The 21602-nt window shown below is 68.9% G+C and carries 15 protein-coding genes; 14 read left to right on the forward strand and 1 reads right to left on the reverse strand.

The genetic code is table 11. The features are described 5' to 3' along the window. Positions 1-98: 98 nt before the first annotated feature. Positions 99-1988, reverse strand: coding sequence for an ATP-binding response regulator (locus BMW87_RS14675; RefSeq protein WP_093077061.1), 1890 nt, complete (start codon positions 1986-1988; stop codon positions 99-101). Between the two features lie 162 nt (positions 1989-2150). Here BMW87_RS14675 and phnD (BMW87_RS14680) point away from each other — a divergent pair, with 162 nt between their 5' ends. The 14 genes from phnD (BMW87_RS14680) (at position 2151) to tssE (ending at position 21595) form a co-directional block, all read left to right on the forward strand. After that, complete coding sequence (phnD, locus tag BMW87_RS14680) at positions 2151-3188, forward strand: phosphate/phosphite/phosphonate ABC transporter substrate-binding protein (RefSeq protein ID WP_093077063.1); 1038 nt, start codon at positions 2151-2153, stop codon at positions 3186-3188. 2 nt (positions 3189-3190) lie between these two features. Next, positions 3191-4249: a phosphate/phosphite/phosphonate ABC transporter substrate-binding protein gene (gene phnD, locus BMW87_RS14685; RefSeq protein ID WP_093077064.1), complete on the forward strand. Its 1059-nt coding sequence runs from the start codon at positions 3191-3193 to the stop codon at positions 4247-4249. A 154-nt stretch (positions 4250-4403) separates the two neighbouring features. After that, entirely contained in the window at positions 4404-5735 is a 1332-nt protein-coding gene (gene tssK / locus BMW87_RS14690) for a type VI secretion system baseplate subunit TssK (RefSeq protein WP_093077066.1), read from the forward strand. Positions 5736-5767: 32 nt separating this feature from the next. Further along, complete coding sequence (locus BMW87_RS14695) at positions 5768-7117, forward strand: DotU family type VI secretion system protein (RefSeq protein WP_093077067.1); 1350 nt, start codon at positions 5768-5770, stop codon at positions 7115-7117. Next, a complete protein-coding gene (gene tssM, locus BMW87_RS14700; RefSeq protein ID WP_093077069.1) occupies positions 7114-10716 on the forward strand; it encodes a type VI secretion system membrane subunit TssM in 3603 nt (1200 codons plus the stop codon). The genes BMW87_RS14695 and tssM overlap by 4 nt, the downstream gene beginning before the upstream one ends. Further along, entirely contained in the window at positions 10713-11366 is a 654-nt protein-coding gene (tagF, locus tag BMW87_RS14705) for a type VI secretion system-associated protein TagF (protein WP_093077070.1), read from the forward strand. The genes tssM and tagF overlap by 4 nt, the downstream gene beginning before the upstream one ends. 604 nt (positions 11367-11970) lie before the next feature. Then, the gene (locus tag BMW87_RS14715; protein ID WP_093077072.1) at positions 11971-13863 is read left to right on the forward strand and encodes a serine/threonine-protein kinase; all 1893 of its coding nucleotides are present in this window, start codon (positions 11971-11973) and stop codon (positions 13861-13863) included. A gap of 55 nt (positions 13864-13918) precedes the next feature. Then, positions 13919-15535, forward strand: coding sequence for a murein transglycosylase A (locus tag BMW87_RS14720; protein ID WP_093077073.1), 1617 nt, complete (start codon positions 13919-13921; stop codon positions 15533-15535). 23 nt (positions 15536-15558) lie between these two features. Further along, a complete protein-coding gene (locus BMW87_RS14725; RefSeq protein WP_093077075.1) occupies positions 15559-16308 on the forward strand; it encodes a hypothetical protein in 750 nt (249 codons plus the stop codon). A gap of 27 nt (positions 16309-16335) precedes the next feature. Next, positions 16336-17508, forward strand: coding sequence for a hypothetical protein (locus BMW87_RS14730; protein ID WP_093077076.1), 1173 nt, complete (start codon positions 16336-16338; stop codon positions 17506-17508). After that, the gene (locus BMW87_RS14735) at positions 17505-19601 is read left to right on the forward strand and encodes a caspase family protein (protein WP_256216772.1); all 2097 of its coding nucleotides are present in this window, start codon (positions 17505-17507) and stop codon (positions 19599-19601) included. The genes BMW87_RS14730 and BMW87_RS14735 overlap by 4 nt, the downstream gene beginning before the upstream one ends. 54 nt (positions 19602-19655) lie before the next feature. Beyond that, positions 19656-20213, forward strand: a complete 558-nt coding sequence (locus BMW87_RS14740; protein WP_093058742.1) for a type VI secretion system tube protein Hcp — start codon at positions 19656-19658, stop codon at positions 20211-20213. Between the two features lie 31 nt (positions 20214-20244). Then, positions 20245-21087: a type VI secretion system accessory protein TagJ gene (locus BMW87_RS14745; RefSeq protein ID WP_093077078.1), complete on the forward strand. Its 843-nt coding sequence runs from the start codon at positions 20245-20247 to the stop codon at positions 21085-21087. Continuing rightward, positions 21080-21595, forward strand: coding sequence for a type VI secretion system baseplate subunit TssE (gene tssE / locus BMW87_RS14750; protein WP_093058744.1), 516 nt, complete (start codon positions 21080-21082; stop codon positions 21593-21595). The genes BMW87_RS14745 and tssE overlap by 8 nt, the downstream gene beginning before the upstream one ends. Positions 21596-21602: the final 7 nt, after the last annotated feature.

A 21602-nucleotide genomic window follows, 5' to 3' on the forward strand; every position in this document is an offset into this window, starting at 1 on the left:
GCGATAAGGCGGAGGGCTTATGTCCGTGTCGGCGAGGGCCTGCTCGTGTGACGGATGTCACGCGGTGGCAGCCGCACGGCCTATGTCCGATGGACTACCTACGCACCTACCGCGAGGGCTGCGACGGCCCTTTGCGTCTGGATGGCCTGGCGCAGCACGCGCGGCGACACCGGCTTGTAGAGCACCGTGATGCCGGCGCTCGCCACTTCGCGCAGGCGGTCGGGCTTGGTCTCGCCGGTGACGAGCAGGCGCGCGGTGCCGGCGCCGATGCCGCGCGGATGGCGCTCCAGCGCGGCGATCACGTCGAGCCCGTTGTCGCCGCCTTGCAGCAGCAGGTCGCTGATGACCACGTCGGGCGGCTGCTCCCAGGTGTCGGCCAGCGCCAGCGCCTCGGCGCGGGTCTGTGCGGGCAGCACCTCGGCGCCCCAGTTGGAGAGCACCACCGTCAGGCCTTCGAGGATGGTGCGCTCGTCGTCGATCACGAGGATGCGCACGTTGGCCAGGCTTTCTTCTTCCTCGATGGCGGCAACGGCCTGCGACCCCGCCGCCGGCGGCAGTGCGGCCGGGGCCGAGCGCACCAGCACCCGCACGCAGGTGCCCTTGTGCAGCTTCGAGCTCAGCTCTACGCGCGTGTTGAGCAGCTCGGCCAGGCGCTGCACCGTGGCCAGGCCCAGCCCCATGCCGCGCGCGCCGCGCGCCGCCTGGCGGCCGGTGGGCTCCACCTGGTAGAACTCCTCGAACACCCGCGCCTGGTGCTGCGCGGCAATGCCCACGCCGGTGTCGACCACGTCGATGCGCACGCCCCTGCCGCGCCGCCGCGCACCGATCAGCACGCCGCCCTCGATGGTGTGGCGCAGCGAGTTCGACACCAGGTTGTTCAGGATGCGCGACAGCATCACGTAGTCGCAGCGCACCCACATGTCGGTCTTGCGCACCACCAGCCGCAGGCTCTGCTGCTCGGCCACCGGGCGGAAGTTGCGGCTGATTTCATCGAACAGCCGGTCGAGCGGAAAATCGATCCACTGCGGCTGCAGCACGCCCGCGTCGAGCTGCGACAGGTTCAGCAGCTCCGAGAACAAGCGGTCGAGCGAATCGACGCACTCGCGGATGTGGCCGATGCGCTGCAGCTTCACCGGGTCGTGCTCGCCGTTGGCCAGCCCGTCGGAGAAAAGCGTGAGCGCATGCAGCGGCTGGCGCAGGTCGTGGCTGGCGGCGGCCAGCAGGCGGGTCTTGGCCTGGCTGGCCACTTCGAGCTGCTGGTTCTTGCGGGCCAGCTCGGCCGTGGCCTCGTTGATGCGGCTTTGCAGCAGCCGGTGGCTTTCCGCGAGCGCGCGCGCGGCCTGGTTGAAGCCGTGCTGCAGGTGGCGCACTTCGGAGGTGCCCTCGATGGCCACGCTTGCGTCCTCGCCCGCGCCGAGCCGGTCGACCGCCTTGCCGAGCGCGCGGATCGGCTCGCTGATGCGCCGCGCCGCCCACCAGCCTGCCAGGCTCACGCCGAAGAGGCTGATCGCCAGCACCAGTCCCACGTTGAACCAGACCGAGCGCCGCGCGCTTTCCACCGCGGCCAGGCTCATCTCGACCATCACCTGGCCGTTGTGGCGGCCGTCGTCGCCCACGATGGGCACCACCACCTGCAGGCCGTCGGCGCGGGCGCGGTCGACGGTTTCGGAGTTGGCGACGATCTCGCCGTCTTCCGTCCAGATCTGCACCTGCTGCACGTTGGGCTGGTAGGTGCCCGACTGGGCGGTGCGCGCCAGCGCGCGGCGGTCCATGCGCGCCAATGGCGCCTGCGCCACCGTGGCCACCTGCAGGGCCACCGTTTGCGCATTGGCGCGCATCAGCTCCGTGAGGTTGCCCAGGTGTTGCCGCGTCAGCACGGTGATGGCCGCCACGGTGGCCAGCGCCGCCGGCACCAGCGCCAGCAGGATCAGCTGCTGGGCAAAGGTCAGGCGGGCCAGGCCGCGCAGGACGCGGAAGTTCCAGTTCATGGGGGCATCGGACGCATGGGCGCCGAGCTTAGGAGGCCGGTCCGGAACCGGGAAGACAGGAAAAACATCACAAAAATTGCTTGCAATTGATATTTAATGGCGTCCGCGCTGCCCATGTTAGACCCGCCGATGCGCAACGGCCCTATCTCTTTAGGACCACAAATGCAGGCTTCCATGCGCCGATTCGTCGATTTCTCCGGTGTCCTCCGAGCGGCGGCACTGGCCTTGCTCACGGGCTTTCCGCTGTGGGCCGCGGCCCAGGCCGCCCCTGCGCCGGACGCGCCGATCCGCTTCGGCATCCTGCCGCTCGGAGGCGCCTTCGAGTCGCGCAGCGACTGGGACCCGCTGCTGGCCGAGCTGAGCCGCGCCATCAACCGCCCGGTGAGCGTGCTGTCGGTCAACTCGTACGAGGCGCTGGAGCATGCTATCCAGCGCGACGAGGTCGACATGGCCTTCCTGTCCGGAAAGATGGCGCTCGACGCCGTGACCCAGCGCCGCATGAAGGTGGTGGCGCAGGTGGTGCGGCACGACGGCCTGCCCGGCTACCGCGCGCTGCTGCTGTCGCGCAAGGCGCCGCCCTTCAACTCGCTGAAGAACATGCTCGACCAGCCCGAGCGCTGGCGGCTGGCGCGCGGCGAGAAGCAGTCGGTGTCGGGCTTCATCGTGCCCCAGCTGCAGCTCTTCCTGCCGAACCACATCGCGATGGAGACGCGCTTTCGCAGCGAGATCGTGGGCACCCACCAGGCCAACGCGCTGGCCGTGGCCAACAGCGAGGCCGACGTGGCCACCAACAACACGGCCGACTTCGAGCGCTTCAAGCTGCGCTTTCCGGCCGAGACCGAGCGGCTGCAGGTGCTGTGGGAGTCGGACCTGATCCCGCACGCGCAGATCGTGGTGCGCCGCGAATACACGCCCGAGCTGCGCAAGCGCGTGCAGGCCTTCCTGACCGGCTACGGCCGCGCCAAGGGGCCGCGCGGCGATGCCGAGCGCGTGGTGCTCAAGTCGCTGCACGACCTGGCCGGCTTCGTGGCCGCCGACAACAGCTCGCTGCAGCCCGCGGCCAAGCTGGCCTACCAGCTCGCCAAACAGAACGCCATGACCGCGCAATGGGTGAACGACGCCGCGCGCGAAGCCCGCCTGCAGCGCATCGAGAGCGGCTATGCAGAACAGGTCGGCGTGCTCAAGGACGTGACGCCGTGACGATGAAAGCCCGGCGCGTGGCTGCCGTGCTGGTGCTGGCCTTCGCGGCCATGCTGGCCGCGCCGCCGCCGGCCATGGCGCAGGGCGCCGCCGCATCATCCGAAAAGACAGCAGAGAAGGCCGCGCCGGTGCCGATCAGGATGATCCGCTTCGGCGTGCTGCCGCTGGGCGGCACCGTCGAGTCGCGCGCTCTGTGGACCCCGCTCATGGCCGACATGAGCCGCAGCCTCGGCATTCCGGTGAGCGCCTATTCGGTGCCCACCTACGAAGAGCTCGACCGCGCCATCGGCCGCGACGAGATCGACATGGCCTTCCTCTCGGCCAAGATGGCGCTCGACGCCGTGATGCAGCGGCGCATGAAGGTGGTGGCGCAGATCGCGCGGCACCCCAGCGTGCCCGAGCACCGCGCCGTGCTGCTGGTGCGCAAGGCGGGGCCGCTCAACACCCTCGAAGCCGTGCTGGCCCAGCCGGAGAAATGGCGGCTCGCGCGCGGCGACAGCCGTTCGGTCACCGGCTTCATCGTGCCGCAGAGCCAGCTCTTCCTGCCGAACAACATCGAGATGGAGACACGCTTTCGCAGCGAATTCGTCGGCACTCACCAGGCCACCGCACTGGCCGTGGCCAACGGCGACGCCGACGTGGCAACCAACAACACCACCGACCTGGAGCGCTTTCGCCAGCAGTTCCCGGTGGAGGCCGAGCGGCTGCAGGTGGTCTGGCAATCGGAGCCGCCGCCCGGCGCGCCGATGGTGGTGCGGCGCGACTTCCCGCCCGAGTTCCAGGCGCGGCTGCAGAACTTCCTGACTGGCTACGGCAAGGGCAAGGGTCCGCGCGCGGACGCCGAGCGCGAAGTGCTCAAGACCCTGCGCGCGGCCTACGGCTACGTTGCGGCCGACGACAGCGCGCTGCTGCCGGAGGCGCGGCTGGAGCACCAGTTGGGCAAGCAGCGCGCCATGGCCGCCTCGTGGGTCAACGACGCGGCGCGCGAACAGCGGCTGCAGCGCATCGAGAAGACATACGCGGAGCAGGTCGAGATCCTGCGCGCGGCTCCGGCGCGCTGAACGCCCGGTTCGACTCTCAACCTAGTCCCTTCGCCGTAGCTCCAAATCCCCCCGCCTAGGCCATTAGCTAGGCCTTAAGGCGGATTTGCCTCCCGTCCCCCGCGCCGGAAACTTCGTGTTTCTTTCAGGCACCCTTGCCGTTGACGGAGTGCGGATGAGTTGGCGAACAAAAGTGGTCTGGAGCGAGGGGATGCTGTTGCAGCCTCAGCACCTGCAGCAGAGCGAGCGTCATGCCGATCATGCGAGGCATGTGCTCCTGCGTTCGACCACCCCCTACGCCTGGGGCTTTGCCGAGCTGGAGATCGACCCGGCCGCGCTCACGCTGGGCAAGCTGGCGCTGGTGCGGGCGGTCGGCGTCTTCGGCGACGGCACGGTCTTCGACATGCCGGCGGTCGACCCGCTGCCCGAGCCCATCGACATTCCTTCTTCCATGCGCGACGAAGCCGTGGTGCTCGCGCTGCCGCTGCGCCGCGCCGGTGCGCGCGAGGCCGACGCCGAGGAATATGAAGAGCTGGTGCGCCACCGCGTGCTCGAATCCGAAGTGCCCGATTCGAACACCGCCGGCGAGCGCACGGCGATGCTGCAGCTGGGCCAGCTCCACACGCGCCTGATGCGCGCCGGCGAAGCCACCGACGCCTGGACCACCATCGGCGTTGCCCGCGTGGTCGAGCGCCGCGTCGACAACCAGGTGCAGCTCGACCGCGCCATGCTGCCGCCGCTGCTGGACGTGGCCGGCCATGCCGTCATCCGTGCCTGGCTCGACGAACTGCTGGGCCTGCTGCGCCAGCGCGGCGAAGCGCTGGCGGGCCGCATGACGCAGGGCGGCACCGGCGGCGTGGCCGAGATCGCAGACTTCATGCTGCTGCAGGCCGTGAACCGCAACGAGGCAATCTTCGCGCACCTGGCAAAGAGCGCGATGCTGCACCCGCAGCATTTCTTCGAGCATGCGCTGGGGCTGGCCGGCGACCTTTCGAGCTTTCGCGATTCGCGCCGCGTCGCGCGCTTCGGCCCCTACATCCACGACGACCTTGCACTGAGCTTCCGCCCGGTGATGGACGACCTGCGCCGCAGCCTCTCGATGGTGTTCGAGCAATCGGCCATCCGCATCGAACTGCACGACCGCAAGCACGGCGTGCGCGTGGCGATGGTGACGGACGTGGAACTGCAGCGCAAGGCGACCTTCGTGCTCGCGGTGAATGCGAACATGCCCAGTGAAGCGCTGCGCGCGCGCTTCCCCACGCAAGTGAAGATCGGCCCGGTCGAGCGCATCCGCGACCTCGTCAACCTCGCGCTGCCGGGGGTCACGCTCACGCCGATGCCGGTCGCGCCGCGGCAGATTCCCTTCCACACCGGCGCCAACTACTTCGAACTCGAAACGCGCAACAGCGACCTGTGGCGCCAGCTCGAGCAATCCGGTGGCATCGCGATGCACATCGCCGGAGATTTCCCGGGCCTCGACCTCGCGTTCTGGGCCATTCGTTCCTAGCCACACCGGGCTGACGGAAACGGAACACCATCATGAGCACACCTCCCGACCCCTTCGCCGCCTTCGAGTCGGAACGCACGGTCATCAAGCCCAAGCCGCGCACGCCCGGCGGCACGCCGCCCGCGCCGGCACCGGCGCCTTTCTTCGGCGGTGCCGATCCCACGCCGGCTGCCGACGTCGGCGAGCTCGGCCTGCTCAATCCGCTGGTGTCGGCCGCCGGCAAGCTGCTGGTGTTGATCGGCAAGCTGCGCAACCTTGCGCAGCCGCCCAATGTGCCGGCGCTGCGCGCTTCCACCGCCGACGCCGTCAACCAGTTCGATGCCAATGCGCGCCGCGCCGGCGTCAGCAACGAATCGGTGCTCGCCGCGCGCTACGTGCTGTGCACCGCGCTCGACGAAGCCGTGGCCAACACGCCGTGGGGCGTGCAGGCCGGCTGGAACAAGCAGAGCCTGCTGGTGCAGTTCCACAATGAAACCTGGGGCGGCGAAAAAGTCTTCCAGCTGCTTGCCAAGCTCGCGCAGGACGTGCCCACGCACCGCCAGCTTCTGGAGCTGATCTACAGCGTGCTCGCGCTCGGCTTCGAAGGCCGCTACCGCGTGGTCGACAACGGCCGCGCGCAGCTCGACTCGGTGCGCCAGCGCCTCGCGGACCTGATCGCGAAGGACCGCCCGGCCGTCGAGCCCGAGCTTTCTCCGCACTGGCGCGGGCAGGGCGCGGGCACGGTGCGGCTGCGCGAGTCGCTGCCGCTGTGGGTGTTCGCGGCCGGCTTCGCGCTCTTGCTGGCTCTGGCATGGTTCGGCCTGCGGCTCACGCTCAACTACCGCTCCGACACCACCTACGCCGCGGTGTCGAGCCTGCGCGCGCCCAACATCCAGATCGCGCCGCCCGCCCTGCCGGCGAAGACGCCGCGCCTCGCACGCTTTCTCGAACCCGAGATCAAGCAGGGCCTGGTCACGGTGACCGACGAGGCCGACCGCAGCGTGGTGCGCCTGCGCGGCGACTCCTTCTTCGGCTCCGGCAGCGCCGAGCCGATGGCGCAGTCGCTGCCCGTGCTGCGGCGCATCGGCCAGGCGCTGGCCGAGGTGAAGGGCGAAGTGCTGATCACCGGCCACTCAGACAACCAGCCGATCCGCTCGCTGCGCTATCCCTCCAACTGGCACCTCTCGGCCGCGCGCGCCGATGCGGTGAAGGGCGCGCTGACGACGCTGGTCGACCCGGCGCGCATGCGCTCCGACGGCAAGGCAGACGCCGAGCCCGTGGCCGCCAACGACACGCCCGCCAATCGCGCGAAGAACCGCCGCGTCGACATCGTGCTGCTGACCGAACCCGACCGGCTCGCTGCTGCCACACCGGCTGCTCCCGTACCAGGAGCGACGAAATGATCAAGAAAATCTTCGGCTTCCTGTTCAGCCCGCTGCTGCTGACACTGCTCGCGCTGATCGTCGTCGCGCTGCTGATCTGGTGGATCGGCCCGCTGGTGAAGATCGGCTCGCTCGCGCCGCTCGAAAGCGAAATGACGCGCGCCATCGTCATCGGCGTCATCGTGCTCATCGTAGTGCTGCGTGCGTTGTACCGCCGCTGGCGCGCGCGCCGTGCGAGCCAGCATTTGACCGACGGCCTCATGAAGGCGCCGGCCGCGAAGACCGATGCGCCGGTCAACGGCGAGCAGAAGATCCTCGACACGCGCTTCAGCGAAGCCGTTGCCACGCTCAAGCAGATGCGCCTGCACGCCGCCGGCAAGAAGCCCGGCTTGCGCGACTGGATGTCGATCTCGGGCGGCAGCTACCTGTACGACCTGCCGTGGTACGTCTTCATCGGCGCACCGGGCGCGGGCAAGACCACGGCGCTGGTCAACTCGGGCCTGAGCTTTCCGCTGGCCGAGAAGTTCGGCCCCGGTGCCATTCGCGGCGTGGGCGGCACGCGCAACTGCGACTGGTGGTTCACCGACGAGGCCGTGCTCATCGACACCGCCGGGCGCTACACCACGCAGGACAGCCACCAGTCGGAAGACAAGAGCGCATGGGAAGGCTTCCTGGGCCTGCTGAAGAAGGCGCGCCCGCGCCGTCCGCTGAACGGCGTGTTCCTCACCGTCAGCGTGGCCGACCTGCTGAGCCAGGGCCCCGAGGCGCGCACCCAGCTTGCGGCCTCGATCCGCGCACGCCTGCTCGAACTCGACGGCAAGCTCACCACGCGCCTGCCGGTGTACGTGCTCGTCACCAAGAGCGACCTGCTCTACGGCTTTACCGACTACTTCGACGACCTCGGCAAGGAACAGCGCGCACAGGTCTTCGGCTTCACGCTGCCGGCCAACGAGAACGTGCAGCTGGAAGAGAAGGGCCTCTCCACAGCCTTCAACCGCGAGTTCGCGCTGCTGCACAACCGCGTGAACGATGGCCTCATCGCGCGCATGCAGCGCGAGACCGACGGCACGCGCCGCGCGGCCATCTTCGGTTTTCCGGCGCAGTTCGGCTCCATCGGCTCGCTGCTGTCCGACCTGCTGGAGCAGGTGTTCACCGGTTCGCGCTTTGCGCAGCCGCCGTGGGTGCGCGGCGTGTACTTCACCAGCGGCACGCAGGAAGGCAGCCCGATCGACCGCGTGATGGGCAGCCTTGCGCGCAGCTTCGGCATCGAGCGCGCCATGCTCGCGCCGCAGAAGTCGAGCGGGCGCAGCTACTTCCTCACCTCGCTGCTGCGCGAAGTGGTGTTCCCCGAGCAGCGCCTCGCCGGCGCCGACGTGAAGCTGGAGCGCCGCCGCCACACGCTGCGCGTGATCGGCGTGACGGCGATGACGCTGGTCACCGTCGGCCTGCTCGCGGCCTGGGGCTACAGCACGCTGCAGAACATGAACTACCTGAAGTCGGTCGAGGCCCGTGTCGAGCCCGCCAGGCAGAACCTCGCGGCGCTGCCCGCGCGCGTGCAGAACCTGGTCGAGGTCGCGCCCGTGCTGCAGAGCCTGCGCGACATCTGGAAGACGCCCGACAACCACCAGGGCGACGAGCCGCTGTCGATGACGCTGGGCCTCTACCAGGGCGACAAGCTCGACGCCGCCGCCATGCTCACGCACCAGCGCGCGCTCAACGACGCCTTCCTGCCGCAGATCGCCAAGCGGATCGAAGACCAGCTGCGCACCGCGCAGAAGGACAACCTCGAGTACACGTACGAAGCGCTCAAGAGCTACCTGATGCTCTACCAGCCCGAGCACTTCGATGCCGAGGCGCTGAAGGCCTGGATCACGCTCGACTGGTCGCGCAACCTCGACCGAGGCATTCCCGAAGACCAGCGCAAGGCGCTCGAAGACCAGCTCGACGTGCTCATCGCACAAGGCCCGCCGCGCTCGCCGCTCAAGATGGACGAGAACCTGGTGCGCAGCGTGCGCGCGGTGCTCGCGAGCTACCCGCTGGAGCAGCGCGTGTTCAGCCGCTTGAAGCGCCAGCGCGCCACCAAGGACATTCCGGCCTTCAGCGTGGCCACTGCCACCGGCCCCTCGGGCCCGCTGGTGTTCGAGCGCATCAGCGGCAAGCCGCTGACCGATGGCGTGCCGGGTATGTTCACCTACGACGGCTATCACAAGCGCTTCCAGAACGAAGTGACCGTGCTCACCGGCCTGCTCGCCAACGAAGACCCGTGGGTGCTGGGGCAAGACCGCAACGCAGCCGACCGCCTGCGCGACGTGGCCGCGCTCGGCGCGCTGACCGATCGCGTGCGCCGCCTGTACCTGGAGGAATACGTCAAGCAGTGGGAGGCCCTGCTCGCCGACGTGCGCCTGATCCGCGCCACCGGGCTGGAGAAGAACATCGAGACCGCGCGCATTCTTTCGGGCGTCGATTCCCCGCTCGCGAACTTCCTGCGCGCGGTGGTCAAGCAGACCACGCTGATCCCGGCGGCCGACGCCAACAAGGACGTCGTCAGCAAGGCGACCGAAACGGTGCGCAACACGCGCAAGGGCCTGGAAGACCTGTTCGGCAGCGACCCCGGCCGGCAGGTGGCCCCGGGCAAGCGCATCGAGAGCATCGTCGACGACCGCTTCGAATCGCTGCGCCGCCTCGTCACCGCCGGCGGACCCAACCAACCCGCGCCCATCGACGATGCGCTGAAGCTCTTCAACGAGGTCTACGTGTACCTCAACGCGGTCGACACGGCCGTGAAGGGCCGCACCTCGCCGCCGCCCGGCGACGTGGCCGGCAAGCTCAAGTCAGATGCGGGCCGCCTGCCAGAGCCGGTGCGCTCGATGGTCGAGAATCTCAGCCAGTCGGGCGCCGCGCAGGCGCAGACGGCGGAGCGCGGCAACCTGAGCCAGGACCTGCGCCCCGTGGCCGAGTTCTGCGCGCGCGCCATCGCGGGCCGCTACCCCTTCGTGAGCACCAGCAAGCGCGACGTGCTGCCGGAAGACTTCGGCCAGATGTTCGGCCCCGGTGGCCTCATGGACGACTTCTTCCAGAAGCGCCTGGCCGCGCTGGTCGACACCAGCACCAAGCCGTGGCGCTACAAGCCCGTGGCCGAACGCGGCGCCATCACCACGCAGGCGCTCGCGCAGTTCGAGCGGGCCGCGCGCATCAAGGACATCTTCTTCCGCGGCGGCGGCCGTGGGCCATCGATGCGACTGGACTTCAAGCCGGTGGAGATGGATGCGGGCATCACCCAGTTCATCCTCGACGTCGACGGCCAGCTCGTGAAGTACGCGCACGGGCCTGTGGTGCCGATGGCCGTGCAGTGGCCGGGGCCGAAGGGCAGCAACCAGGTGCGTATCCAGGTCAGTCCGCCTTCGACCACTGGCAGCTCGGGTGCGGCTGTGGATGGGCCGTGGGCGCTGTTCCGTGCGCTCGACGACGGGCAGCTCGAGGCCGGCGATGCGCCTGAGAAGTTCTTCATCACCTTCCAGATCGGAGCCCGGAAGACGCGCTTCGAGGTGACGACGAACAGCGTGCAGCATCCGATCCGGTTGCGTGAGCTGCGGGAGTTTTCTTGTCCGGAGGGGCTGTGAACGAGGCTGCATCTTCTTCTTCACCGCTGCTCTTTGCCTCGACCGCGTTGCCGGGGTGGTTCGGCAAGTTGCCGGGCATGGGGGACTTTGCGCATCGGCGGCTGCCGGAGGCGTTTCGTGCTGTGTGGGATCAATGGCTGCAGCGGGGCATGGCCCGGCTGCGGGATCGGCATGCGGATTGGACTGAGCGATATCTCGAAGCGCCTATCTGGTGCTTTGCGCTAGGGCGGCAGGTGGCGGGGGAGCAGGCGTGGATCGGGGTGCTGATGCCTTCTGTCGATGGGGTGGGGCGGTACTTTCCGTTTGCCCTGGCTATGGAGCTCGATCGGTCCGTTTCGGGGCAACTGCAGGGGGAGGCGCTGGCTATGGCGTTGCAGTGGTGGGCTCATGCTACGCAGGCTGCGTTGGAAGGGCTTGATGGGGATCTGGATGCGCTGCGGTTTGATGCGGTGTTGCATCGGCTGTTTGTTGATGGCGCTTCTGCTGACGGACGTGAGAGTAGTGTCGATTCGCTGGAATTGCCGCTGGCGGGGGCGTCGCTTTGGCTGAGTGATCCTGCTGCTGAGCATGGGGTTCGGATGCTCTGTACTGGGTTGCCTCGGGATGAGCAGTTTGAAGCCCTGTTTTTTGGATTTGCGGAGGAGGGGTGATGAAGGCCTCTCTTTGTTTTGTCTTCCGAGGCCGGGTCTCGCCCCGGCGGGCGACTTACTTTCTTTTGCTTCGCCAAAAGAAAGTAAGCAAAGAAAAGGCGACCCTGCTGTCTGCGTCCCTCCGCTTCGCTGCGGGCAACCTGCGGTGCTCGACTCCGGAGGGGGGCCGCAGAACTCGCTTCGCTCAAACAGCTGCGGCCCTGATCCCTCCTACGTCTGCGCTCCTCGGCGCAACCAGAAGGGATTGGGGAACCGGGCGGGCCATTGCTGCGCTCGGCCCCCAACGCGACTGCAGGCGCTGCGCGCCTGCAGTCGCACCGTGCCGAGCGAAGCGATGGCCCGTGTTGTCTCCACCTCCCCTCTGGCTGCGCCGAGGAGCGGAGCGTTTCGCGGATCAGGGCCGCAGCTGTTTGAGCGAAGCGAGTTCTGCGGACCCCGCGAAACGCGAGCACCGCAGGTTGCCCCGTAGCGCAGCGAAGGGGTCGCAGACAGTGGGGTCGCCTTTCTTTTGCCTACGTTTCTTTGGCGAAGCAAAGAAAAGTAGGTCGGCCGCCGGGCCGAGACCCGGCCTCGGGAAGCAAACACTCAACAAAGGAGCCAGTCAATGACCGACTCCAACGACGACCGCACCCGCGTAGTCCCCAAGCCAGGTCAGCCGACAACAACAACCGGCGACACGGCCGCGACCGTAATCACCGCAGGCGCTACCCCAGTCACCAGCCCCGCCACGGGAAGCACAGACGCCGGCCTGCTCCCGGTAGGCAGCCGCCTGGCCGAATTCGAAGTCACAAGAGTTATAGGCCAAGGCGGCTTCGGCGTCGTCTACGAGGCGTGGGACCACACGCTGGAACGCGTAGTAGCAATCAAGGAATACCTCCCCACGTCACTGTCGACAAGACAGAACGACGGCACAGTAGTCCCCCTGTCCGAACGCCACAGAGAAACCTTCGACCTGGGCATGCGCAGCTTCATCAACGAAGCCCGCCTGCTCGCCCAGTTCGACCACCCGTCGCTCCTGAAGGTCTACCGCTTCTGGCAAGAAAAAGGCACCACCTACATGGTCATGCCTTTCTACAGAGGCGACACGCTGAGAGAAGCATTGGTAGCCATCCCCGCAGGCGTAGACGAGTCATGGCTCATCCGCATCATGGACGGCGTCACACAGGCGCTCGCGGTGATGCACAACGCCAACTGCTACCACCGCGACATCGCCCCCGACAACATCATCCTGCTCGAAGGCTCGGGCCGCCCGGTGGTGCTCGACTTCGGCGCCGCGCGCCGTGTGATCACCGACAAGACCCAGGCGATCACCGTCATCCTCAAGCCCGGCTATGCCCCCATCGAGCAGTACGCCGAGATGCCCGACATGTCGCAGGGCGCGTGGACCGACGTCTACGCGCTCGCGGCCGTGATGCACGTGGCGGTGTGCGGTCGCGCGCCGCCGCCTTCGGTGGCGCGGCTGCTGTCCGACAGCTATGTGCCGCTTGCGGGCAACGAGATCCTGCGGCAGCGCTACAGCCTGCGGCTGCTGGAGGCGATCGACGCGGGCCTCGGCGTGCGGCCCGAGCAGCGGCCGCAGTCGATGGCCGAGCTGCGAGCCGCGCTCGATCTCGAAGTGGGGCACAGCATCGCGCCGACGCCGCGCACGCAGCCGCCTTCGGGTGCGCGCAGCGGCAACAGCAACGCCGACGCTGCGACAGTCATCGCGAGCGGAAAGAGCAAGGCAGGTGGCAAGGCACCGGCGCCCGCGCCCGCTCCCACCGGCGGCGGGGGCAAGAGCAACAAGACCGTTGCCGCACTCGTATCGGTCGCCGTGCTTGCAGCCGCGGCCGGTGGCGGCTGGTGGTGGTTCCAGGGCCGCACCGGCGGCAACACGAACGCCGATGACAAGAAGGTCGTCACCACCACGCCGGCCCCGCCACCCGACACAAAGATCGCAGAGGCTCCTCCAGCACCGCCGCCACCACCACCGCCCCCTCCGGCCCCGCGCACGCCCGCCGAATCGCTGCAATCTCTCGCAACCGGCGCCGCGCCCGGCTTCGAGGTGACGGCCACGCCGAAGAAGGCCGAAGTCGCCATCGGCAAGGACCGCCTTGCCTTCGAGGTGCGCAGCAAGCGCGAAGGTTTTGTCTACGTGTTCCTGCTGTCCAGCGGCGGCGAGATGTTCCTGCTGTTCCCGAACCTGCTCGACAAGTACAACAAGATCACCGCGGGCGGTTCGCTTTCTCTGCCGCGCGCCTCGTGGCCGATGGACGCGGGCGGCCCGGCCGGCACCGACCAGTTCGCGGTGCTCGTGAGCGAGCACGAGCGCGACTTCAGTGCCGCCGGCGTGCAGAACGACGGCGTGTTCCCGGTGTTCCCGCTGCCGGTGCTGGCCGCGCTCGAAGCCACGCGCGGTACCGGCCCCTCGCCGTTGCTGGGCAAACCCGTGTGCGCACCCGGCGCCCCGTGCAACGACGTCTATGGCGTCGGGAATTTCAAAATCGTCGAGAAGTAATCGTCTGTAGAGCGTTGGCCCTTCGGGTCGCCACTTTCCGGACAAGGAGACTTTCATGACCACTTCGCAAGCACTGCAGCAGCAACGACAACAGCGCCTCAACTACGTGCTCCAGTGGGCCGCTACTGCAGCCGTTGTTGCCGTCATCGCCTCGCTGGCGGGCTGCACCGCCCCGCCACCGGCCACCACGGGCACCGGCGCGGCCACGACCGACACCGCCGGCACGAGCAGCAGCGCCTCGCGCCCACCGCCGACCGGCGCCAGCGTGGCCGGCCAGGCGCGCACCTTCTCGACCCAGCTCGCCACCTACACCTCGGTTGGCTTCGACTCGGTGCCGGGCTGGTCGCGCGACGATTTCTCCGAAAGCTGGCCCGCCTTTCTCGGCAGCTGCAAGGTGCTGACCGGGCGCGGCGCCGAATGGAAAGAGGTGTGCGACCGCGCGCTCAAGGTCGACGGCAAGAACAACAACGCCATCCGGGGCTTCTTCGAGGGCGAGTTCTCGGCCTACCAGATTCGCGACGACGATCGCAAGCCCGACGGCGTGGTCACCGGCTACTTCGAGCCCGAGATCGCGGGCGCCCGCCAGTACGGCGCGCCTTTCATCTACCCCGTGTACGGCCAGCCCGACGACATGCTGTTCGCCGATGCGCGCAAGCTGCCCGCCGGCAACGGCACGGTGGCGGCTCGTGTGGAAGGGCGCAACGTGGTGGTGCAGACCGGCCTCAGCACGCGCGACATGGGCGCGCCGGGCCTCTTTGCGCTCGACCTCTCGGCCATCTCGCGCGACACGCTCGACCGCAAGGTGCGCCTGCGGGTCGAGGGCAAGCAGCTGCTGCCGTACTACACGCGCGAAGAAATCGAGACCAAGGGCGCGCCCAACGCCAAGGTGCTGGCCTTCGTGAGCAGCGCCACCGCGCTGTACGAAATGCAGATCCAGGGCTCGGGGCGCATCAAGCTGGCCAACGGCGACATCGTGCGCGTCGCCTACGCCGAGCAGAACGGCCAGCCCTTCCGCCCGACGCTGGCGCAGGCTGCCAACGGCAAGCCGCGCAGCCCGGTGAAGGTGCGCGGCTCGTCCATCGAGCTGCAGCTGGACGACGGCGATGACGACGATGTCGGCGCGGTCGACAGCGGCACCATCCGCACGCGCGGCTTCACGCTCGCGCGGCCCGTTGCCAGCGGCCCGGTCGTGGTGCCGGGGCGGCGCGCGGCCGGCGCGGTGTCGGGCTCGGGCATCAAGGACCCGAGCTATGTGTTCTTCAAGGAATCGACCTCGCCCGTGGGCGGTCCGGTGGGCGCCTTCGGCGTGCCGCTGTCGGCGGGGCGCTCGATTGCGGTCGATCCGCGCAGCACGCCGCTGGGCTACCCGGTGTTCGTGTCGACGCGCACGCCCGGCAGCGGCGCGCCGATGCAGCGCCTGACGATCGCGCAGGACACCGGCGGCGCCATCCGCGGCGCGGTGCGGGCCGACTATTTCTTCGGCAACGGCCAGCAGGCCGCGACCAACGCGCGCCGCATGAAGGAGCGCGGCCAGCTGTGGATATTGCTGCCGCGCGGCCTGGCCGTTGCGCAGGCCGCGGTGTCGTCGGCCATCCGCACGCGCGGCGGGCCGGTGGGCGCGAACCTGCCGCAGTGCCTGGTGCCTTCGGAGGGCAGCTGCGTCGACGACTGATCGATCGGGCCCCTTGACTCCTCATGCAGGAAACCCTTTCGTCCGCGGAAAGCAGTGAGCTCGTCCGCCTCTGGCGGCGCAGGCAGACGCTGTCTCCGAACGACATGGGCGCCATGTACCGCATCGTGGGCGATGCGCTGGTGGCCTGCAATCCGCCAGAGCTGCAGGTGCTGGGCGAGGGCCGGCAGGAGCTGGTGGCGCAGTTCATCTATGTGAAGGTGTTGCGGCTCGATGCCGACCCGGACGAAGCCGACGAGCGCGCGAGCCACAGCGCGCCTTCCACCGCCTTTGCCCTGTGCGCTTACTTCCGCCGCTATCTCATCGACTGCACGCGCGCCAGCTCCTTCCGCCGCAAGCTCTCCATCGGCGACCAGATCACCGAGGCGCAGCTCGAAGACGAGATCGGCGCGGGCGAAGACCTCGACGGCTGCCTGGCCGAGCACGGTCTGAGTGCGCAGGCCGTGCAACTGGCCGCGCGCGCCTTCATCGCCGAACTGCCCGAGCCCGAGCGCCTGCTGCTGTGCGAGGGCTTCGGCAAGGAGGCCGAGGGCGGGCTGTCGGGCATCGCCTCGCGCCACGCCATTGCTTCCTATCACTACCGCGCGGGCCGGCTCGGCCTCGTGCACAAGCGCGAGGGGTTGACCGCGGACTACGCCAAAACCCGGATCGGCGGCTGGCTCCAGCAGACGCTGGGCATCGCCATCGAGCCCGACAACATGGCCGCGATCCTGCAGGTTTTCAAAATCCTCGGTGCTGAAGCGTCTTATGCCTGAAGACATAGCCATTCAGGAACAGACGCCATGACCCACGACCTCTGGCCCCCGCTCAGCGTGATCCGCCACGCGTTGGAAACCGGCGCGGCCGTGCCCGACGATGCGCCGGACAGCGCACCCGGCACGGCCACCGTGGCCATGCCGGGCACGTCCCCTCCAACGGGCGCAGCACCGGCCCCGGCGCCTGCCGCATCCGACCTGCTGCTGCCTCTTGTCGAATTGGCCCGGCGCCGCGAGGCTGTCGCCCAGCGCGCCTTTCCGGCCCACTGGGCGCCGGGCCGCCTTGTCAGCGTGGTGCACGAAGGGCGGCTGCTCGGCGTGCTGCTCGACCGCTGCATCCAGGGCGATCTCTGGCAGGGCTGGATGGCCGCCGGCGAGGCCGACTGGGCATCTGCCTTCGACGTGCTGCTGGAGCCTGACGACGAGCCCTTCGAGCCGATGTTCGGCGTGATCCAGGCCTGGAACGTGCTCACGCTGGCACCTGCTCCGCAGCTTTGCGCGCGCGTGCTCGGCGAGGTTTCGGCCACGCGGCTCGCCGCGATCCGCGCGGTGCACGACGAGTGGGCCGCGCACGCATCGCTCGCCATTGCGCCGGAGCCGGGGCGCATCGCGTTGCGCGGCGTGGGCGGTGTGTTCTCGGTGCTGTCGGGCACGCCGCTCGGGCCTCAGGACCCGCGTGCCGATTACCAGGAGCTGTACCGCGACGTGGGCTTGCAGCTGGGGAAGGCGCTGACGCGGCCGCAGGGCGACGAGGCTTCTTCTTCTCCCGCTCCATCGCCTGCACGGCCGCAGCCCCGTCCCGAAGGCGGCTGGTGGGGCAGCATCCGCCGCTGGTTCGGCGCGGAAGGCTGGACGCGCCCGGCCTTCGCGGTGCTGGCGCTGTTCGTGGTGATCCAGAACGTCGGGCTGCTCGGCGGCCGCGGTGCTCCCGAGGAAGACGAGGTGCGCTTCCGCGACGTGCCAGCCGCACCCGCGCCGGCGCGCGCCGACCTGGTGGTGCGCTGGAAGGCCGGCGTGCGCATGGACGAGGCCGACCGGCTGCTGCAATCGATATCGGCCGACGTGGTGGGCGGGCCGGGCGATCCGGGTGGCAATGGCGTATGGCGGCTGCGGGTGCCGGAGCCAGTGGATGCGCTGGCGGTGCTCGCGGCTTCGCCGCTGGTCGAGTCAGCCGGGCCGGCTGGGGAGCAGCGGCCATGACACGCGCCGCGGCCCTCGGGCATGCCGCCCGTCTGCACCTTCACCTGCGGCCCAAGGGGAAGGGCGTCACGCAATTGCGCTTTCTCCAGGTGCTGCTCGTGCTGTGGCTGCTCGCCTGCTGCACCCTGGCCTTCGCCACCCAGCGCGCGCTGCTCGTCGGTGTCTCCGAACTCGTCAACCAGCCGCAGGCACTGTGGCTGCAAGCGCCGCGCAACGACGTGATGCTGATGCGCGACGCACTGCTCAGGCAGGGCTTCGCGGCGCCCGACATCGCAGTGCTCGCCGACGGCGTGAGCGGCGCCGCGCTGCCCGAATCGCAAGCCATCCACGACGCGCTGGCCAGGCTGCTCGCGCAGTCGAAGAGCGGCGACTTCGTGCTGCTGTACTTCTCCGGCCACGGCACCCGCCTGCGCGACATCGCCAAGCGCTACCAGGAGCCCGATGGGCTGTCGGAGAACTTTCTAGCGCGCGACGTGCGCGGCACGCTCGGGAGCGACAACGTGCTCACGGGCGACCTGCGCGACGTCGACTTCGACGCGTGGATCCAGTCCTTCCTCGCGAAGAACGTGTTCGTCGCCTCGGTGTTCGACACCTGCTCGGCCAACTCCATGACGCGCGGCACGGCCGATGCACCCGCCACAGCCGAAGGCCCGCCCGATGACGAAGTGCGCTGGCGCGGCCTGCGCGTGACGCAATTGACCGGCGGGGCACCACCCGCGCGACCGCAGACGCCACCCGTGCCGACCGAAGCCGTGCCCCGCGCCCGCTACGTCGCCTTCTTCGCGTCCGAAAGCCACCAGATCACGCCCGAGCTGCGCTTGCCCCGCAAGGGGCGCAATGCCCGGCCGCAGGGCCTGCTGACCTGGGCCGTGGTCGAGGCGCTGTCGCGCAAGCCCGCCACCTGGCGCGACCTGTTCGACGGCGTGCTCGCGCAGTACCCGCCGGTCATCGACGAACTCGCGCAGCGCTTTCCTACGCGCGAGCTGCCGTCTCCGGTGGCCGAAGGCAACCTCGATGCGCCGCTGTTCGCCAACAGCGGCGCGCCCGCATCCACGCGTCCCGTATGGCGCGCGCAACGCAGCGGCGACAGCCTGGCCATCAAGGCCGGGTTGCTCGACGGCCTCGCGCAGCAGCAGGAGCTGCGCGTGCTCGCCACGCTCGAAGACGGCGCCGTGCGCAGCGCGCCTGCCACCGTGTCGCAGATCAAGCTCGGCGGCGCGTGGCTGGCCGTGCCTACGGCGCTGAAGGATGTGTCGGGCGCTGCGTTCTGGAGCGTCACGCCGATGAGTGAACCGGCCGCCACCGCCTTGCGCGTGCGCGCCGACAAGCCGCTGCCCGCCGGCCTCAGCCTCGACTACCCGGCTGCGATCCGCCCGGCCGACGATGCGGCCACCGCCGACGTGCGCTGGACCGACCTCGGCCCCTCGGGCCAGCGCCTCGAGCTGCTCTCGCCGCTGTTCGGCGCCACTGTCTCCACCGTGGTGCTGCCCGACACCGCCGCGCTGCGCCGCCGCCTGCAGGTACTGGCGCAGCTCAAGTGGCTCGCGCAGCTGCAGGCCTACGGCAAGGATGGCCAGCTCGACGGCTTCGATGCCGCGCTCGAAGTGTGGAGCGCTGACCGCATGCTGCGCAGCACGCCCATCGTTCAAGTTCAGGCCCAAGCGGCGAACGCGCTGCCCTCGCTGCGCGCCGGCGAGCGCCTGCGCCTGAACGTGCGCAACACCAGCGGCCGTTCGCTCGATCTCGTCATCGCCGGCATCGACGCGCGCGGCAACCTGCAGTCGGTCTACCCCGACGAGCTCGTTGGCGAAACCAACCGCTTCAAGCGCGGCACGCCCGATCAGCCCTCGGTCAAGCGCTTCGACCTGCCGTGGCTCGATGCCGCCGGCGACGCGCGCCTGCTGGTCATGGCAGTGCCCGCCACGCCCTACAGCGCGCCGCGCCTGTTCGGCGTGGCCTATGCGCAGGCCGATGTGTCGGAAGTGCGCGTGCGCGGTGGACAGCCACCTGCAGAGAGCGGCGAGCGGCAGGTGTTCGCGGCCCTGCTGCGCAGGAGCGGCGGCGCCACGGATGGTGGCGGAGCCCGGCCATGACGACGCGGTCCGAGATCACGGTTTCTTTTCTTCGTTTCGATTTCCGGAGGTGATATGGCATTTCTAGACGACGGCTCCTGGAGCCCTGAAGACGCCCAGCGGTTCTACGAACTGATCGGCACCGGCTCGGCCGAAACCGACCTGGTCATGCTGATCGAGAACAAGGGTGCGCCAGTCGAAGGCGAACTCGACCGCCCCTTCGACGACGGCAAGGCGCGCATGAACATCGGCGGCTACTACTGGTCGGTGCAGGTGCCAGAGTCTTCCAGCCAGAACCAGGTCGTGCCCAACAACCTGATCGTTGCGCGCCGCAGCGACGCGGCCACCGCCACCATCGCCAGCCTGCTGCGCGCGCAGGAAAAAGACCTGAAGGTCGTCATCAGCGCCTTCAAGTCGGGCGGCGACGAGCGCTCGCCCGATGCGCAGTCGACCTTCGAGCTGGTGCTGGAGAACGCGCGCATCTGCCGGCTGGTGCTCAACTCCGGCGGCCACTGGGGCGTGCCCTCGGAGCTGATCTCCATCAGCTACCGCACGGTGAAGGTCAAGTCGGCACCGCAGAAGACCACCGGCTTGCGCGGCGCGGTGCGCGAATGCCAGTTCACCCGCGCCTGAGCCTCATCACCCCACCCAGGAGCCGCACACCATGACGACTGCCGCCGAATTCCTCAAGGCCGCCGATCCGGCCGCCGCCCTCAAGGCCCTGAGCGACGACGTGCGCGCCAAGCCTTCCGACAGCAAGCACCGCGTGTTCATGGCGCAGCTGCTGTGCGTGCTCGGGCAGTGGGAGCGCGCGCTCAACCAGCTCACCGTCGCGGCCGAGCTCGACGCACTCGCCGTGCCCATGAAACAGGTCTACGGCGAGGCCGTGCGCTGCGAGGGCCTGCGCGCCGAAGTGTTCGCCGGCACGCGCACGCCCATGATCTTCGGCCAGCCCGACCAATGGCTGGCGCTGCTCATCGAGTCGCTGCTGCGCCAGGGCCGCGGCGAGAGCGAACTGGCCGAGGACCTGCGCCAGCGCGCCTTCGACGGCGCGCCCGCCATCAGCGGCACCATCGACGGCGCACCCTTCGAATGGCTGGCCGATGCCGACATGCGACTGGGCCCGGTGCTCGAAGCCTTCGTCAACGGCAAGTACTACTGGATTCCGTACGCGCGGCTCGCGCACATCAAGATCGATCCGCCCGAAGACCTGCGCGACTGCGTGTGGATGCCCGCGCACCTGCAGTTCGAGAACGGCGGTGAAACCCTTGCGCTGATTCCCACGCGCTACGAGGGTACAGAGAAGGTGGAAGACGGCGAGCTGCGTCTCGCGCGCAAGACCGAGTGGCGCGAGCTGCGCCCCGAAGTCTGGGCCGGCTACGGCCAGCGCGTGCTCGGCAGCGATGCGGGCGAGTACGCGCTGATGGACGTGCGCGAGATCCTGTTCACGCAGGCCAGCGAAAGCGCTGCAGAGGCCGGAGAGGCCGAGGGCAGCGTCGATGGCTGAGCTCACCGCGCAGGAGCGGCTGCAGCCCTCGCTGCTCGATCGCCTCGTCGACAACGCACCCGACGAAAAGCGCGAGGGCGACGAGAAGCGCACGCTGACCAAGCAGGCGCTGCGCCAGGCCGTGCTGCGCGACCTCGGCTGGCTGTTCAACGCCACCGGCTACGGCCTCTCGATGGACGACAAGCAATACCCGAATGCGGCGCGCTCGGTCATCAACTACGGATTGCCTATGCTGTCTGGCCAGTTCACCTCGTCGGTGCAGCGTGTCAGCATGGAACAGGCTTTGAAGAACGCAATCCTGCAGTTCGAGCCGCGCATTTTGTCCCGCACACTCGAAGTGGAACTCGTCATGGAAGGCCCGGCACTGGACTCCCACAACAGCATCGGCCTGCAGATACGCGGCATGCTGTGGGCACAGCCCGTGCCGCTGGAGTTCCTGATGCGAAGCCGCGTTGACCTGGAAGAAGGACGCATCGAGATAGTGGACATGGCGCAAAACCCAAGGTGAGTCCCGC

It is taken from the genome of Variovorax sp. OV084 (genome assembly GCF_900111625.1).
GTDB lineage: Bacteria > Pseudomonadota > Gammaproteobacteria > Burkholderiales > Burkholderiaceae_C > Variovorax.

Bases quoted from the DNA above. Each gene is read 5' to 3' on its own strand.
- BMW87_RS14675 (WP_093077061.1), bottom strand. From the start codon at position 1,988: ATGAACTGGAACTTCCGCGTCCTGCGCGGCCTGGCCCGCCTGACCTTT.
- phnD (WP_093077063.1), top strand. From the start codon at position 2,151: ATGCAGGCTTCCATGCGCCGATTCGTCGATTTCTCCGGTGTCCTCCGA.
- phnD (WP_093077064.1), top strand. From the start codon at position 3,191: ATGAAAGCCCGGCGCGTGGCTGCCGTGCTGGTGCTGGCCTTCGCGGCC.
- tssK (WP_093077066.1), top strand. From the start codon at position 4,404: ATGAGTTGGCGAACAAAAGTGGTCTGGAGCGAGGGGATGCTGTTGCAG.
- BMW87_RS14695 (WP_093077067.1), top strand. From the start codon at position 5,768: ATGAGCACACCTCCCGACCCCTTCGCCGCCTTCGAGTCGGAACGCACG.
- tssM (WP_093077069.1), top strand. From the start codon at position 7,114: ATGATCAAGAAAATCTTCGGCTTCCTGTTCAGCCCGCTGCTGCTGACA.
- BMW87_RS14715 (WP_093077072.1), top strand. From the start codon at position 11,971: ATGACCGACTCCAACGACGACCGCACCCGCGTAGTCCCCAAGCCAGGT.
- BMW87_RS14720 (WP_093077073.1), top strand. From the start codon at position 13,919: ATGACCACTTCGCAAGCACTGCAGCAGCAACGACAACAGCGCCTCAAC.
- BMW87_RS14725 (WP_093077075.1), top strand. From the start codon at position 15,559: ATGCAGGAAACCCTTTCGTCCGCGGAAAGCAGTGAGCTCGTCCGCCTC.
- BMW87_RS14730 (WP_093077076.1), top strand. From the start codon at position 16,336: ATGACCCACGACCTCTGGCCCCCGCTCAGCGTGATCCGCCACGCGTTG.
- BMW87_RS14735 (WP_256216772.1), top strand. From the start codon at position 17,505: ATGACACGCGCCGCGGCCCTCGGGCATGCCGCCCGTCTGCACCTTCAC.
- BMW87_RS14740 (WP_093058742.1), top strand. From the start codon at position 19,656: ATGGCATTTCTAGACGACGGCTCCTGGAGCCCTGAAGACGCCCAGCGG.
- BMW87_RS14745 (WP_093077078.1), top strand. From the start codon at position 20,245: ATGACGACTGCCGCCGAATTCCTCAAGGCCGCCGATCCGGCCGCCGCC.
- tssE (WP_093058744.1), top strand. From the start codon at position 21,080: ATGGCTGAGCTCACCGCGCAGGAGCGGCTGCAGCCCTCGCTGCTCGAT.